17 protein-coding genes are annotated in these 15,231 nt (G+C 65.5%); 9 read left to right on the top strand and 8 right to left on the bottom strand.

The window, feature by feature from the left end; all coding sequences use genetic code 11:
• Positions 1-4: 4 nt before the first annotated feature.
• From Q0C57_RS16325 to Q0C57_RS16310, 4 genes are all read right to left on the bottom strand, one after another.
• On the bottom strand, positions 5-901 hold the full coding sequence (locus Q0C57_RS16325) for an ABC transporter permease (protein WP_296577674.1): 897 nt from the start codon (positions 899-901) through the stop codon (positions 5-7).
• Position 902: 1 nt separating this feature from the next.
• Positions 903-1,820, bottom strand: a complete 918-nt coding sequence (locus Q0C57_RS16320; RefSeq protein WP_296577672.1) for an ABC transporter permease — start codon at positions 1,818-1,820, stop codon at positions 903-905.
• Between the two features lie 68 nt (positions 1,821-1,888).
• On the bottom strand, positions 1,889-3,421 hold the full coding sequence (locus Q0C57_RS16315) for an ABC transporter substrate-binding protein (protein ID WP_296577669.1): 1,533 nt from the start codon (positions 3,419-3,421) through the stop codon (positions 1,889-1,891).
• Between the two features lie 89 nt (positions 3,422-3,510).
• On the bottom strand, positions 3,511-4,443 hold the full coding sequence (locus Q0C57_RS16310) for a polyprenyl synthetase family protein (protein WP_296577667.1): 933 nt from the start codon (positions 4,441-4,443) through the stop codon (positions 3,511-3,513).
• Between the two features lie 138 nt (positions 4,444-4,581).
• Here Q0C57_RS16310 and Q0C57_RS16305 point away from each other — a divergent pair, with 138 nt between their 5' ends.
• Together Q0C57_RS16305 and Q0C57_RS16300 are read left to right on the top strand one after the other, a co-directional pair.
• The gene (locus Q0C57_RS16305) at positions 4,582-5,004 is read left to right on the top strand and encodes a hypothetical protein (RefSeq protein WP_296577665.1); all 423 of its coding nucleotides are present in this window, start codon (positions 4,582-4,584) and stop codon (positions 5,002-5,004) included.
• Between the two features lie 173 nt (positions 5,005-5,177).
• Entirely contained in the window at positions 5,178-5,783 is a 606-nt protein-coding gene (locus Q0C57_RS16300) for an ankyrin repeat domain-containing protein (RefSeq protein WP_296577663.1), read from the top strand.
• Here Q0C57_RS16300 and Q0C57_RS16295 read toward each other — a convergent pair.
• From Q0C57_RS16295 to Q0C57_RS16285, 3 genes are all read right to left on the bottom strand, one after another.
• Positions 5,767-6,441, bottom strand: a complete 675-nt coding sequence (locus tag Q0C57_RS16295; protein ID WP_296577662.1) for a DUF2161 domain-containing phosphodiesterase — start codon at positions 6,439-6,441, stop codon at positions 5,767-5,769. The genes Q0C57_RS16300 and Q0C57_RS16295 overlap by 17 nt on opposite strands.
• A 67-nt stretch (positions 6,442-6,508) precedes the next feature.
• Positions 6,509-7,066, bottom strand: coding sequence for an RES family NAD+ phosphorylase (locus tag Q0C57_RS16290; RefSeq protein ID WP_296577660.1), 558 nt, complete (start codon positions 7,064-7,066; stop codon positions 6,509-6,511).
• On the bottom strand, positions 7,067-7,423 hold the full coding sequence (locus Q0C57_RS16285; protein ID WP_296577658.1) for a hypothetical protein: 357 nt from the start codon (positions 7,421-7,423) through the stop codon (positions 7,067-7,069).
• Between the two features lie 331 nt (positions 7,424-7,754).
• On the opposite strand from Q0C57_RS16285, the gene ffh reads away from it, so the two are divergent.
• The 7 genes from ffh to Q0C57_RS16250 all read left to right on the top strand — a co-directional run bounded on the left by ffh (position 7,755) and on the right by Q0C57_RS16250 (position 13,008).
• Entirely contained in the window at positions 7,755-9,293 is a 1,539-nt protein-coding gene (gene ffh / locus Q0C57_RS16280) for a signal recognition particle protein (RefSeq protein WP_296577656.1), read from the top strand.
• A gap of 57 nt (positions 9,294-9,350) precedes the next feature.
• Complete coding sequence (gene rpsP, locus Q0C57_RS16275; protein ID WP_296577654.1) at positions 9,351-9,710, top strand: 30S ribosomal protein S16; 360 nt, start codon at positions 9,351-9,353, stop codon at positions 9,708-9,710.
• Between the two features lie 119 nt (positions 9,711-9,829).
• Positions 9,830-10,366 (top strand): ribosome maturation factor RimM, encoded by a 537-nt coding sequence (gene rimM, locus Q0C57_RS16270; RefSeq protein ID WP_296577652.1) that lies wholly within the window; start codon positions 9,830-9,832, stop codon positions 10,364-10,366.
• A gap of 5 nt (positions 10,367-10,371) precedes the next feature.
• Positions 10,372-11,058, top strand: a complete 687-nt coding sequence (gene trmD / locus Q0C57_RS16265; protein WP_296577650.1) for a tRNA (guanosine(37)-N1)-methyltransferase TrmD — start codon at positions 10,372-10,374, stop codon at positions 11,056-11,058.
• A gap of 285 nt (positions 11,059-11,343) precedes the next feature.
• A complete protein-coding gene (gene rplS / locus Q0C57_RS16260; RefSeq protein ID WP_296577648.1) occupies positions 11,344-11,718 on the top strand; it encodes a 50S ribosomal protein L19 in 375 nt (124 codons plus the stop codon).
• Between the two features lie 213 nt (positions 11,719-11,931).
• Positions 11,932-12,582, top strand: a complete 651-nt coding sequence (locus Q0C57_RS16255) for a hypothetical protein (protein WP_296577646.1) — start codon at positions 11,932-11,934, stop codon at positions 12,580-12,582.
• 9 nt (positions 12,583-12,591) lie between these two features.
• Positions 12,592-13,008: a hypothetical protein gene (locus Q0C57_RS16250; protein WP_296577644.1), complete on the top strand. Its 417-nt coding sequence runs from the start codon at positions 12,592-12,594 to the stop codon at positions 13,006-13,008.
• Between the two features lie 454 nt (positions 13,009-13,462).
• On the opposite strand, the gene Q0C57_RS16245 is transcribed toward Q0C57_RS16250, so the two are convergent.
• Positions 13,463-15,199, bottom strand: coding sequence for an AIPR family protein (locus tag Q0C57_RS16245; RefSeq protein ID WP_296577642.1), 1,737 nt, complete (start codon positions 15,197-15,199; stop codon positions 13,463-13,465).
• Positions 15,200-15,231 lie beyond the last annotated feature (32 nt).

Here is a 15,231-nt window from a genome sequence, read left to right as displayed (position 1 = left end):
CGATTCACGAGCGGCTGTCGGGCGCGGTGACGTCGCGCAGGCCGTCGCCCATCATGTTGATGGCGAGGACCAGCATGGCGAGGGCGGCGCCGGGGATGGCGATGAGCCAGAAGGAGAAGAACATGAAGTTCTTCGCCTCCGAGATCATCAGGCCCCAGGAGGGCAGCGGTGGCTGGACCCCGAGGCCGAGGAAGGAGAGCGCCGCCTCCAGCAGGATGGCGCTCGCCGCCTCCACCGTGCCGACGACGATCAGGTGCGGCATGACGTTGGGCAGCACCTCGCGCAGGATGATGCGCAGCTGGCTGGCGCCGCTGGCCCGCGCCGCCTCGACGAAGTCGAGCGACCGGACCTGCTGTGTCGCCGAGCGCATGACCACGGCGAAACGGTCCCATTTCAGCAGACCGAGCACGGCGATGACGATGAAGAGCGTGCCGCCGACCATGGCGACCACGGCGAGCGCCACCAGCACCACCGGCAGGGCGAGGCGCGTGGTGATGATGAAGGTGACAACGAGGTCGATGCGCCCGCCGAAATAGCCGGCGGCGAGGCCGAGCGCCGTGCCGATCGTGCCCGAGATCAGCATGACGGAGATGCCGATCAGCAGCGAGATCTGCGCGCCGTAGAGGGTGCGCGAGAGATAGTCGCGGCCGAGATTGTCGGTGCCGAGAGGATGCAGCCAGGAGCCGCGCTCGTACCAGACCGGCGGCACCAGGCGGTTGTTGAGGTCCTGGGCATAGGGATCGTGCGGCGAGATGAAGGGCGCCAGCAGGGCCATCAGCACGATGACCGCGAAGATGAAGGTGCCGATCATCAGGCCCTTGTGCTTGAGCACGCGCCGCTTGAACCGCGAGGGCGGGACGACGGCGACGGCGACGGAGCCGGTCTGGACGATATCGCTCATGTCAGCCCACCCTGATCCTGGGGTCGAGCCAGGCGTTGACGAGATCGGCCAGCAGCGTCAGCAGGACATAGCCGACCGACAGCAGCATGAGCACCGCCTGGATGACCGGGAAGTCCTTCTGCGAGATGGCCTGGTAGGCGAGGTAGCCGAGGCCGTCGAGGGCGAAGACCGTCTCGATGACGATGGAGCCGCCGAGCAGGAAGCCGAGCTGGACGGCGGTGAGCGCCACCACCGGCACCAGGGCGTTGCGCAGGCCGTGGCGCAGGATCACCGTCGAGGCAGGCAGGCCCTTGGCGCGGGCGGTGCGGATATAGTCGGCGCCGAGCACCTCGATCATGCCGGCGCGCACCAGGCGCATGAAGGGCGGCGTCACGTAATAGCCGAGTGCCACGGTCGGCATGATGAAATGCTCCCAGCTGTCGGCCCCGGAGACCGGCAGCCAGCCGAGGCCGATGGAGAAGACCATCACAAGGCAGAGCGCGAAGAAGAAGTTCGGGAGCGCCTGGCCGGCCACGGCGATCCACAGGCAGAGCCGGTCGATCCAGGAATTCTGCCAGACCGCCGCCATCACCCCGAGCGGGACGGACAGGGCGAGGGCGAAGCCGATCGCCAGAACGGCGAGAATGAGGGTCGTCTGGATCTTGGTGACGATGAGATCGAAGACCGGCGTGCGGAAATAGAGCGACTGGCCGAAATCGCCCTGCAGGGTGCGGCCGAGCCAGTCGAAATACTGGACGAGGAGGGGGCGGTCGAGGCCATATTGCTGGCGGACCGCGGCAATGTCCTCGGCGCGGGCGCCCTCACCGGCAATGGCGATGGCGACGTCGCCGGACAGGCGCAGCAGCACGAAGGCGAGCGCTGAGACCGCCAATGCAACGAGAGCGGCCAGTGCCAGCCGCTTGAGCGTGTAATTGAACATGCAATCAGGCGCCTTGAAGCTGCCGTGGCCGGCCGCGGCACATCATGCCCCGCGGCCGGACCATAGCATCACTTCCAGCGCATCTCCCAGAAACGCGGCAGCTCGTCCGGATAGGCGTTGAACTCCAGATCCCGCGATGCGGCGTAGAAGGTGACGAGATTGTAGAGCGGGATCGAATAGGCCTGTTCGGTGATGATCTTGTGGGCCTCGCGATAGGCGGCGATGCGCTGCTGCGGGTCGGTGACGGAATCGCCGCGCTCGAGCAGTTCGATCACCTTGGGATCGCGCGAGATGTCGTCATCGAGGCCCTTGTAATAGACCGGCGTCGAGGCCGACACGTCGTTGATCGAGAACGAGCCCCAGGTCTGGTGGGCCATGCTCGCGCGGTGCGAGCGGATCTGGTCGCGCATGGCGGCATACTGGCCGAAGCGCAGCGTGGCGCGGATGCCGATGGCCCGCAGGTAGTTGATCATGGCCTCGGACTGGTTCCGCTCGCGATAGGCATGGAACTCGATGTCGAAGCCGTTCGGGAAGCCCGCTTCCGCCAGAAGCGCCTTCGCCTTGGCCGGATCATAGTCATAGACCATGGCCTGCGAGGCATCGCAGCCGAACTGGGTCGGGAAGCAGATCGCATTGATGAGCTGCGAGCCCTCGCCGACGAGCTGGCGGGCCATCGTCTGCCGGTCGATGGCATGGGCGATGGCGCGGCGCACCCGGAGGTCGCGCAATTGCGGCGCCGGCGAGCGCTCGGTGGTGGCGAGGTTGAGGAAGACGATGCGCATGGTGCCGCCGGAGACAATCTGCAGCGTCGGCACGGCCCGCATCTGCTGGGCCTGGTCGGGGGCGATGTTCATGACGAAGTCGAGGCCGCCCGACAGCATCTCGGCGACCTGGGTCTGCCGGTCGGGGATGAAGCGGATGACGATGCGCTCGATCTGCGGCTGCGGCTTCGGCCCGTCACGGAAATAGTCGGGGTTGCGCTGCAGGGTGATGGAGCGGCCGATCTGGTGCTCGACGACGCGGTAGGGACCGGAACCGACCGGCTTCTCGTTCATGCCCTTGGGGCCGACCTGCTCGTAATAGGCGGCGGGATGGATGACGATCGGACCGGCGAGATATTCGATCGCCGCCGGGAAGGCGCGCTTGGTGATGATGCGCACCTTGTGGGCGTCGATCTTCTCGACCCGGTCGATCCAGTTGACATTGGACTGGGTGGTCGAGCGGTTGGCCGGGTTGGCCACGAAGTTCAGCGTGTAGACCACATCGTCGGCGCTGAACTCGGCACCGTTGTGGAACTTGACGCCGCGGCGCAGGTCGAGCTCCAGGGTCTTGTCGTCGATCCAGCGCCAGGCGGTGGCGAGCTGGCCCTTGTACTCATTGGTCTTCGGGTCGCGGTAAATCAGCGTGTCCCAGACCTGATGGGCGATGATGACGCCGATACGGACATTGTTGAAATAGGGGTCGACGTTCTCCGGCACCTGGTCATAGGCAAAGCGGATGGTGTTCTGCCGCTTCTGCGCCTCGGCCGGCGCTGCCAGCCCGGCAGCGAGCGCCACACCCAGAATCATCCCGAAGACACGCCGCGTGGACGAAAAAATCATCGCCCCCTCCCCTGTTACCGAAAAAGATTTCCAATGCTGGCTTGCCCGCGTCGGTCGAGTCAAGGCGACCGGACCGCAGGGGCGGCATGTCACGCCTGACGGAAGGCGATGAAGCGGGCCGCCTCGACCAGTGTTCCGGCCCGGCCACCGAAGGGAGCGAGCTGCGTCGCCGCATCGGCTACCAGGCGTTTCAGTTCGTCACGCGCCCATTGCGGCCCGCGCAGCGATACGAGCGTGCCCTTGCCGCGGGCGGCGTCCTTGCCGGTGGCCTTGCCGGCGAGGGCCGCGTCGCCCTCGTGGTCGATGAGGTCGTCGGCCACCTGGAAGGCGAGCCCGATGATCTCGCCATAGGCGGCCAGCGCCTGCCGCTCGGGCTCCGACGCCTGGCCGAGCACGGCACCGGCCAGACAGGCGAAGCGGATCAGCGCGCCGGTCTTCATCGCCTGAAGGCGGCGGATCTCGGCCTCCGGCAGGTCGAGCGGCGCACCGGCGGCGAAACGGCCTTCGGCGGCAAGATCGAGCATCTGCCCGCCCACCATGCCGCCGAGACCGGAGGCGCGGGCGAGCAGCAGGGTGAGTTCGGCGCGCACGGCCGCGTCGGGATGGGTCCGCGGCGCGGCCATGGTTTCGAAGGCGAGGGTCTGAAGACCGTCGCCGACGAGGATGGCGGTCGCTTCGTCATAGGCCTTGTGGACGGTCGGGCGGCCGCGCCGGATGTCGTCGTCATCCATGGCCGGCAGGTCGTCATGGACGAGCGAATAGCAATGGACGAGTTCGAGCGCCGCGGCAGCCGGCACGGCCTCCGCGGCGGCGATGCCGAAGAGGGCGGCGCTCTCGATGACGAGAAACGGCCGCAGCCGCTTGCCGCCGGCCAGCACGCCATGGCGCATGGCCGCCATCAGGCGTTCCGGCCGCGCCGTCTCGCCGGGCCGCACGGCCGCGCCGAGGAGGGATTCGAGTTCGGCCTCCACCTGCCGGGCCGCGGCGGCGAGACGCTGGTCGAGGATGGAGGCATCGGACATTGCGGAGAACCGGACGGTCATCGGAGCATGGCCTGCGAGCGGTGGCCGAGGTGATGGCCCGCGTCAAGGGCCGCAGCACCTTGTCGAGGCCGGGACATCGGCTACAGTGATGCCTCCTTCGCCGTCCCCCGACCGTCCATGCGCCTCGCCCGTCCCGCCCTCGCCGCGCTTTTCGCCATGCTGCTGTCCAGCGCCCCGGTCAGCCCGGCGCAGGCCGAGGGACGCCCCTCCGGCGGCGGCTTCGGCCTGGCGCTTCTGTCTCCCGGCCAGCATGCCGACGTGATGAAGCGGGTGGAATCCTATGCGCAGTTGGAGACCTTCCTCAAGGCCTGCGGCCGGCCGCCGGCGCTGGAATCCCGGTTTCGCCGCCTGGTCCGCGGCTGCATCGAGCCGGCCACCGTCAACACCCTGGCGCAGCATTTTCGCCGCGCGCTCGCCGTCCGCGCCCACTACCGCTGGGATTGCGTCTCCGCCAGCGGCCGGCAGATGATCGCCCGCTCGGAAGAGGCGATCCGGACGACGGTCGCCGACGTCACCCGCCTCTGCCAGATCGCCCGCTAGGACGCAGGCCTGCGTGGCTCCCGCGGCGGATTGCCCCCCGGCGGATGGGATGTCCCGATGCCGGCAAGCCGGACATGCGATCCGGCGCCCGGGGAGAGAGAGCCTATCCAGACGCGTGCTGACACGGGGTCTCGTGGCCCGCGGGCGCGGCTACGGCGCCCGCCGCGGCGCAGGTGCCGCCCTCCGCCGACGACATTGCCGGCTATGGCGGGCTGCATGCGGCGGCCCATCGCGGCGATGTCGCCGCCATCCGGCGGCTGGCGGCCGCCGGCCAGGATCTCAACGCCCGCGACGGACGCGGCCGCACGCCCCTGCATGTCGCCGCCTTCGCCCGCCACCACGACGCCATGCGCGCCCTGGTGCAGGCCGGCGCCGACCCCCGCGCGCTGGAACACCAGCGCTACGACGCCATCACCATCGCGGCCGTGGCCGACGACCTCGAGACGATGAAGGTGGCGATCGCCATCGGCGGCAATCCCAAGGCCGTCACCAGCCTCTATGACGGCACGGCGCTGATCGCCGCGGCCCATCTCGGCCACGACACCGTGGTGGGCGAACTGATCCGCGCCGGCGCGCCGCTCGACCATGTGAACAATCTCGGCTGGACGGCGCTGATCGAGGCGGTGATCCTCGGCCGTGGCGGGCCGCGCCATGTCGAGACGGTGCGGCTGCTGACGGCGGCCGGCGCCAGACGCGATCTCGCCGACCGGCAGGGCCAGACGCCGCTCATGCTGGCGCGCGGGCGCGGCTACGGCGCCATGGTCAGGCTGCTGGAGTGACGGCCGGCAGGTGATCCTTCCAGGTGACCAGCGCAGCCTGCCCGGCCTCCGACAGGACATAGACGCCGCGCCCGGTCTTCTCGAACCAGCCATAGACATTGCGCTGGAGGATGGCCGGGGCATCGGTAGCGAGAGGCGTGAGATCGCGTGGGCGGAGCGGGCCGGCGGCGAGCGCCTGCGCCATGGCGAGGGTGCGCTGGCGGTAGGCGGTCATGATGGGGCGGCGCGTCGAGCCGCCGAGGGCCGGATCGCCCCGGCGGCGGCGGTGCTCGGCGACGAGGCGAGACTGGCGCTTGCCGTCATGGCGCGGCTTCCACGGGACGGGCTCGACGACGACCTCGACGCCGCCCATGGGCAGCACCGAGAGAAGCCCGAAACCGCAGAGCCGGCAGAGTTTTTTCACGCGAGAATCGTGCTCGCGGCCCCGGCCCTTGGCGGAGGCCTTCACCGCCAGCCAGACCTCGTCGGCAGCGGCGGAACGGTCGACCGCCTGGAGGACGAGTTCCAGCGTGAAGGACTGTTTCAGCTCGCCAATGACGACGGCGGCGGGTTCGCCGTCCCTCAGCGCGACGAGGTCGCAGCCCATGATCTCGCCCTTCACGTCGAAGCCGAGGCCTTCGAGGAAGGTTTTGACGGGGAGGTAGAGGGTGGTTTCCAAGGGCTTGGGTCCGCTTTGGGATGATCAGCGGGTAGAGCGGATTCGGAGGCGTGTCGAGGCGGGGCTTTCAGGGCGTGGGCCGCTGCGTCATGCGCCACGCCGCCCAGTCCACTGGCTGGCTCTCCCGCAGATCCAGCGCGCCACCTTCGGCACGATCGGTGAAAACCACGAGATTGAGGCAAGCATAGCGGGCGCTCGGCACCAGCAGCCCGTCGAATTCGAGGAAATGGGCGGCTGCGGCGATCGCCTGGGTGGCGGCATAGTCGAGGCTCGCATAGCGCGCCGGGTCGACGCCGAGCGGGCTCAAAGACGCGACGTCGGCGAAGCGCAGATTGCGCGCGGTCGCGGCCGCGATCCGGTGGATCTCATGCTCGGCCCGGCTCGGCCAGACAGGCTCCATCGCCAGGCGATAGCCGATCTCGGCAAAGGCGCCATCGCGGTCCAGGCTGGTATAGAGCACCTCGAAGCCGCCGCTGAGGCTCCACCGGCCATTCGCCGCCGCGCCGCGCAGCGGATCGCGGCCCTTGCGGGTGATGCGCCAGACATCGCCGGCGAAAGGCTCGGGATCGCATGCGTCGAGCGCATCGAGCAGAGCCCTGTCGTGGACACGCGAGGCAGGCGTCATTCAGGTGTAGGTCCCGGCATCGAGGCTCTCGATGACGGCGAGAACCCTGTCGGCTGCGCCCTCGGGAATGAGATCGATGGCGCGCGCCCCATCCAGCAGCCGGTGCCGGGAATAGAGCCAGATGCGCGTCTCCTCCGGCGTGTAGAACTCCGCCAGCCGGTCGACGACATAGCGCAGGTCGGAGATCAGCAATTGCATCCGGGGATGGGGAAAGGATGTGCCGGCGGTCCAGCGCGAGACGGTCGCCGGCGACACCGCCGCGATGTTGGCGACATCGGAGCCCTTCAGGCCGCCGCGCTCCTTCAGATCATTGATCATGCGGGCCACGGCACCGGACACTGCCGTCGGTCCATCCATCGGAGCCTCCTCGGATGAAAACAGCAGTCTAGCATTCAGGTTTCATATCTTCAATTTGTGAAACACAAATGCAATCCCGATCTGGGGGTCCGGAAGCCGCCCGCGACCGACCCCCTGGTCGCGGCCCTCCCCCTTTCCTTGACTTTCCGCCCCGTTCCCTCTATCCGCAGCCCACTCTCGCTCATCCGAGACCTGCCTTCGCCGACCGGGACCCGATCCCGGAGGTTCCCGCCCGACAGCGCAGCATGCGCCCTCGGGCGCGAAACGCGTTGCGGTTCCGGGGGACCGAGACCACCTTGGGGGCATCCCCAGGGTGAACTCCGGAGTGACCATGTTCGAAGGCCTGTCGACACGACTGTCCGGCATCCTCGATCGCCTCAAGGGCCGCGGCGCGCTGAGCGAAGCCGATGTCCAGGAGGCGATGCGCGAGGTGCGCCGCGCCCTGCTCGAGGCGGATGTCGCCCTCGAGGTCGTCCGCTCCTTCACCGACAAGGTCCGCGACCGCGCTGTCGGCGCCGAGGTCATCAAGTCGGTGACGCCCGGCCAGATGGTCGTCAAGATCGTCCACGACACGCTGGTCGAGACGCTGGGCACCGAGGGCGTCGCCATCGATCTCCAGGCCGTGCCGCCGGTGCCGATCATGATGGTCGGCCTGCAGGGCTCGGGCAAGACGACCACCACCGCCAAGCTCGCCAAGCGCCTCTTCGAGAAACAGAAGAAGAAGGTGCTGATGGCCTCGCTCGACACGCGGCGCCCGGCCGCGATGGAGCAGCTCGCCATTCTCGGCAAGCAGATCGGCGTCGACACGCTGCCGATCGTCGCGGGCCAGTCGCCGGTGCAGATCGCCCGGCGCGCCATCGAGGCCGGCCGCCTCGGCGGCTACGACGTGGTGATGCTGGACACGGCCGGCCGCACCCATGTCGACGAGGCCCTCATGATCGAGGTGGCCGAGGTCGAGAAGGCCGCCGGCCCGCACGAGACGCTGCTCGTCGTCGACAGCCTCACCGGCCAGGACGCGGTCAATGTGGCGCGCTCCTTCACCGGCCGGGTCAAGGTCACCGGCGTGGTGCTGACCCGCGTCGACGGCGACGGCCGCGGCGGCGCCGCCCTGTCCATGCGCGCCGTCACCGGCAAGCCGATCAAGCTGCTCGGCACGTCCGAGAAGATGGACGGGCTGGAGGATTTCCACCCCTCGCGCATCGCCAACCGCATCCTCGGCATGGGCGACATCGTCTCGCTGGTCGAGAAGGCGGCGGAATCGATCGATGCCGAGAAGGGCATGGCGATCGCCAAGCGCATGCAGGCGGGCCAGTTCAACCTGAGCGACATGGGCGACCAGCTCGACCAGATGATGAAGCTCGGCGGCATGCAGGGCCTGATGGGCATGCTGCCCGGCGTCAAGAACATGCAGAAGCAGCTGGCCGGCGCCGTCGACGACAAGGCGCTGAAGCGCCAGCGCGCCATCATCCACGCCATGACCCCCTGGGAGCGGCGCAACCCCAAGGAGATCGACGGCAAGCGGCGCCGTCGCATCGCCCGCGGTTCCGGCACGAGCCCTGAGGATGTCAACAAGCTCCTCAAGATGCATCGCGGCATGGCCGACATGATGAAAGCCATGGGCGGGGCTCAAGGCAAGCGCGGCCCCATGGCGGGCCTCGCCAACATGTTCGGTCTCGGCGGTGGTGGCGGCATGCCGCAGCCAACGCCTGAGATGCTCGCCGAACTGCAGCAGAAGATGCCCGGCGGGCTTCCCGACAAGATGCCGTCGCTGCCGCCCGGCGGGCTGCCCCCGGGTTTCCCCGGCCTCGGCGGCCTTGGCGGGGGCAAGCTTCCCGGCCTTCCCGGCTTTCCCTTCGGCAAGAAGAAATAGCCGGCGCGTTTTTCTCACCCCATCCCGACCCTCACGAACGACCCAACGGAGTATCCCATGTCGCTCAAGATCCGCCTCGCCCGCCGCGGCACCAAGAAGCGCCCCTTCTACCAGATCGTCGTCGCCGACTCGCGCTCGCCGCGCGACGGCCGCTTCATCGAGAAGATCGGCACCTACAACCCGATGCTGTCGAAGGACCAGAAGCGCTTCGAACTCGACACCGAGGCCGCCAAGGCCTGGCTCGCCAAGGGCGCGCTGCCGACGGACCGCGTCGCCCGCTTCTTCGATTCCGAGGGCCTGATGAAGCGCACCCCGTCGAACAACCCGGAAAAGGCCGTGCCCGGCAAGAAGGCCGAGGAGCGCGCCGCCTCGAAGGCCGCCAAGGCTGCCAAATCAGCCGAAGCCGCCGCCGAGTGACATGCGACCGCCGCCGTGCAGGCGACCTGCACGGCGGCCGGTGCGTCCTCCGGAAGGCTGGCTGCGGCCGCGGCGAGCCTTCCGGAGGACGCCCTCCCCTCGTGCCAGGCGCATCATCCATGTCCACCGACCTCGTCCTCGTCGCCAAGTTCGGCGCCCCGCACGGGGTGCGCGGCGAGGTGCGCGTCAAGTCCTATACCCAGGACCCCGCGGCGATCCTCGCCTACTCCCCCCTGCAGTCGCGCGACGGCCGGCTCTACACGGTGACCAGCGTGCGCCCGGCCGGCGAGGTGCTGGTCGCCCGCATCGCCGAGCTGACGGACCGCAACGCCGCCGAGGCGGTCACCAACATGCAGCTCTTCGTGCCGCGGGACCGCATTCCCCCCGCCGATGACGAGGACGAGTTCCTCCATGCCGACCTGATCGGCCTGACAGTCGAGACGCTCGCCGGCGAGCCCGTCGGCACGGTCACCGCCGTCTATGATTTCGGCGCCGGCGACGTCATCGACGTGGCGCGCAAGGGGCAGAGGGCGGTGATGATCCCCTTCACCAAGGCCGTCGTCCCCACCGTCGACATTGCCGGCGGCCGCATCGTCGTCGACCCGCCGGAGGGCCTCTTGGAAGACACGCCGCGCGACCCGCAAGACCGCGACTGAGGCCGATGTTCCGCGCCTCGGTCCTCACCCTCTTCCCCGAGATGTTCCCCGGCCCGCTCGGCCTGTCGCTGGCCGGCCGGGCGCTGGGCGAGGTGTGGCACCTCGACACCCATGCCATCCGCGATTTCGCCACCGACCGCCACCGCACCGTGGACGACACCCCAGCGGGCGGCGGGCCGGGCATGGTGATGAAGGCGGATGTGCTCGCCCGCGCCATCGACCACGCCTCCCCGGCGGACGATCCCCGCCCCCGCCTCTACATGTCGCCGCGCGGCCGGCCGCTGACCCAGGGCTTCGTCCGCGAGCTCGCCGCCGGCCCCGGCGCGGTGATCCTCTGCGGCCGCTTCGAGGGCGTCGACGAGCGGCTGATCGCGGCGCGCGGCCTCACCGAGATCTCCATCGGCGACTATGTGCTCTCCGGCGGCGAACTCGCCGCCCTGGTCCTCCTCGACGCGGTGGTGCGGCTCCTCCCCGGCGTCATGGGCCATGCCGCAAGCGGCACCGAGGAGAGTTTCGAGACCGGCCTGCTGGAATATCCGCACTACACGCGGCCGCAGGTCTTCGAGGGCCTGACCATCCCCGAGATCCTCGTCTCCGGCGACCATGCCAGGATCGCCCGCTGGCGCCGCGCCGAGGCCGAGCGGCTGACGCGCGAGCGCCGGCCCGACCTCTGGGCGAAGCGCGGGGGCTGATCCGGCAAGACGAGCCCTTGCCGTCATGGCCGGGCTTGTCCCGGCCATCCACGACTTGACCACCGCCCTTCGAGGAATTCGTGGATGCCCGGGACAAGCCCGGGCATGACGGGTGAGCCAACGGCAGGGACCACGTCCTCGCTCAAACCCCTCCCCCCGCCCCAGAATCCGCGTGACAATCCCTGCCGTTTCGACTATCGAGCCGCCTTCCGGCGGGCCATCTGCCCATCCTCGGAACCAAGACCAACAAGATGCCGGCCAAGCCCGGCCACAAGGACCAAACCGATGAACCTGATCCAGACCCTCGAGGCCGAAGAGGCCGCCCGCGTCCTCGGCGACAAGAAGCTGCCGAATTTCGCCCCCGGCGACACCGTCATCGTCAATGTGAAGGTGCGCGAAGGCGAGCGCTCCCGCGTCCAGGCCTATGAGGGCGTCTGCATCGCCCGCTCCGGCGGCGGCCTGATGGAGAGCTTCACCGTCCGCAAGATCTCCTATGGCGAGGGCGTCGAGCGCGTCTTCCCGGTCCATTCCCCGATCATCGACTCCATCAAGCTGGTGCGCCGCGGCAAGGTCCGTCGCGCGAAGCTCTATTACCTGCGCGATCGCCGCGGCAAGTCGGCCCGCATCGCCGAGCGCGTCGAGCGCTCCGACAAGGCCTGAGGCTTCCCGCCAGGGTCGGACTTCCGGAACGGGGCCTTCGGGCCCCGTTTTGCGTTCGGAGGGGGGGGCGGAGAATCCGACCTTCGCGGGGCTCATCTGGCGATGCCTGCCTCACCCTCATATCCAAACCTATTTTTTCCTATATAGGATTCTTTTGCTTGATTGCGCATGGCGGCGGTGCTATAGTGTTTCCAGTTCAATGGAGACTTGCCGATGAGTGTCTGCATCACCCTTGACTGGCTTCGACGGGAGGCACGCGCGGCGGCTCTCGACCGAGAGTGGGGTCTGGTGCTGCAGCTCGCACGCGGCAGCCTGCTCGCGCGGAAGCGATATGTGAGTGCGGCACGTCAACTCGCCTGTCACCGGCGACTCATAGGACCGACGTCGATCCTTGCTTTCGATCCGAACCAACCACGCGTGCCGGCGGGAGCCCCGGACGGTGGCCAATGGACCGTCGGCGGGGGCGTCTCCTTGTCGCCGGACCCGGACATCGACGGCCCTGAGCGCGTCGAGATCGCTGCAGACGGACACCATTATGTACCAGGCGAACTCTACCGAAACGAGCCCCTCCAACCCGACACGCGGCGGGTTTTCGAGAAGGCGAAAACCGGCGCGCTCTTGTCCGAACGGCACCGCAACTCCGTGGCCCACATGGAGTACAACAGAGCGGTCATCACGGAGTTCAAAGCATTTCTGAACGCCCGTGGCATAGAACCTGAGCAGATGACGCCCGATCAGGCCCGGACCTTTACGCAGCAGATTCTTTCTTCGCGCGATCCGCGCATCTTCGATTTCAATCTCAGGATATGGCGTCAGGAACTGCGCTACCGGCTCCGCCTGTTTCGCGGCCCCCGTGGCGACTAGGAGGCGGGCATGAACGACGACCCTGAACAAGATGCGACCTGGCTTTCCCTCTACACTGGCGCGCGGGACATCCTGTCCCCGCTCGGCCGCGAGAACGGCTGCGGCGAAGGCGACTTCTGGGTGCTCGACGACGACTGGGGCAACCGCGAGCACCTGATCTACATCACCAACCTCGCGCTCCTGCAGCCCGCCGTCATCCTGGCGCTCCAGGCCTTGCTGAAACAGGCGCCGGGCTGGAGCATCTATGTCAGGCTCGACATGACGCAGAAGGGCCACGACTGGCCGCCCATGGGGCTGACGCTGATGCCGCATGAGATCATCGACGAGCTGAAGCGGGAGCATCTGCCGCCAGAGCTGCGGTCGATCAGCTATCCGGGCCTGCGCCCCTGGGATCCCGAGCGCGATTTCGACCGGGACGCGGACTGAGCGGCCGGCGCGGTCGCGGGACGCTTCGGGAGACCTGGGCTCACGGCGCCTGGCCGTTTGGACGGCGAGGCGCGCGCCTGGCGTCATCATACCCGGCCTCGTGCCGGGCATCCACGACTTGCTTTGAAGGGGCGGTGGTCAAGTCGTGGATACCCGCCACAAGGGCGGGCATGACGGTCGAGGAAACTCAGTCGGCACCACCCCAACGGATGACCCCTCTCCCCTTGTGGGAGAGGGTGCCCGCGTCAGCGGGCGGGTGAGGGGGGCCGACCTGCCCCTCATCCGGCGCCTGACGGCGCCACCTTCTCCCACGAGGGGAGAAGGAGCGCGGGTGCGCCGTTTCGTCATGCCCGGTTCTGTGGGGGCATCCACGACTTCTCTTATGACGGCGGCGTTGCATGCCGTTTGCAACGATTCGCAGGGCTCATAGTCGCTAGACACTCGACGATCGCCCCTAGTGCCCGACAGCGCCGGTTTTTCCGAAGTTGCTGATCACCGCGGATCGGATGTCCGCCATTAGCCTCGCCGACCGCAGCATATCACGGTCGAAAGGACCGAATGAACGAAATACTTCAGCGATGGTCTTCCATATTTCCGCGGAGGGAGCATCGTTCTTCGACATGAAATCGACGATTCTTGCACATACAGTTTCAATTTTATGGCTCCCTACGTTTGGCACCGCGCCACCAACGAGCGCGTATTTAACCGCCATCAGAGCGTGCCATTTCATTTGATTAAACATAGGATCTATTCTTTGATTTGATAGAGCCACTCGTAATCTATAGTACGAATATGCGCTTGTATAATATATTTCTTCTTTATTCATTGTGTTAAAAACAGTGTTTCTCATTTCGCCGATAAGTTGATTTGGGTATCTCGCCGAAAGATCTGGGCGATCAAAAAACATCGCGCCACAGCAACGAGCCAATTCCTTTATATTAAATATTCTTATATTTGGCACTCCATCGGAGTCGTACTGATTGGGCCTTCTCTCAAAGTACATTTTCTGCTCTTGGTCATCAGACCTCGCTGCAAAATACCTTTCAATGTTCTTAATGCAATCCATTGTCGCCATAAACTGGTGATCTTCGATTTTATTCTGACTGTTTGTCGATTTTACGATGTCATCGACAATTACTTGATCTTTTGTTTCGATTATTTTTACCATCAACGTAGTATTTTCGTCGATATCATCCCTCGAATCGAACAGAACATTGGACGTTTGGCAGCCATTTACGATCTGATAATTCGATATATATATCTCATTGCTCTGCAACCTAACATCTGGCGATACGATAGTTACGCCATTGTTCAAAATTCCAAACCTCTTTCTCGAGTCAATATTCGAAAGTGACGCTTTCATTCCAGTATTAACTTCACTATCATCGAAATCAATAAAATCCCTGACGTTTTCATCGAAAATTGATTTCCTGAGATTTCCATTCCCATCATCGAGGACTTTTCCGATAAAGTCTTTTGCTAGAAGCGTAACAGCGTAGCTCTCTTCAATGCCTGGACTCTTAGGAAACGAGGCCGAACCGATTATACGGAATGTGGCGTCATAACCGCCTTTCGTAGCGACAAATGCGTCTATTAGTCCATCGCGGTCCATCAACTCAACAACCACGTCTCTTGCCAAACCTGTTTCTGAAACTCTTGCCTCGAAAACGCTACGAGCGTTCAGGATCTCGTCAGCAACTGGTGCATGAGCGGAAGTGACGAAGAAGCAATGGAAATTCGGCTTTCCGCCCTTTATTTTACCTACATTTGATAAGGCGAGATCAAATATGTTCCTTTTCTCCTGGAGCGCCTCAGCCATTTTATGTTGAGGCTTCTCCGACAGAAAGTCCAATACAGCCGACTCAAATGTATTTATCTCACTTTTAACCCAGCTCTCTGATGTTTTCGCTTGCACAAACACAAACGTCAGATCGTTATCGTTCTTTTTTCCACCAAATATAGTGTCCATTTCTTCGGGCGTGGTAATATGCTTATCATTAATGAAGATCATAATCGCATCGATACCGGGGTCATCCCCATCGTAAATCAACGATTCTGGTTCAACTGCGTCAAAACTATATTTCCTAAAAAGCGAATAAGAGCAGAACGCTTCAAACGCTTTTGATTCCTCCAAACAAATGCCAAATGCGTCGTTGAATGCACTGAGGTGTCCTTTAACGACGCGATGCATGCCCAGCCTCCACCCAGTTACTCTCGCAATTG

The sequence above is a fragment of the Phreatobacter sp. genome (assembly GCF_022843985.1).
Classification (GTDB): Bacteria; Pseudomonadota; Alphaproteobacteria; order Rhizobiales; family Phreatobacteraceae; genus Phreatobacter.
Note: the sequence above shows the minus strand (reverse complement) of the source record. Positions and strands in the feature narration are given on the sequence as shown.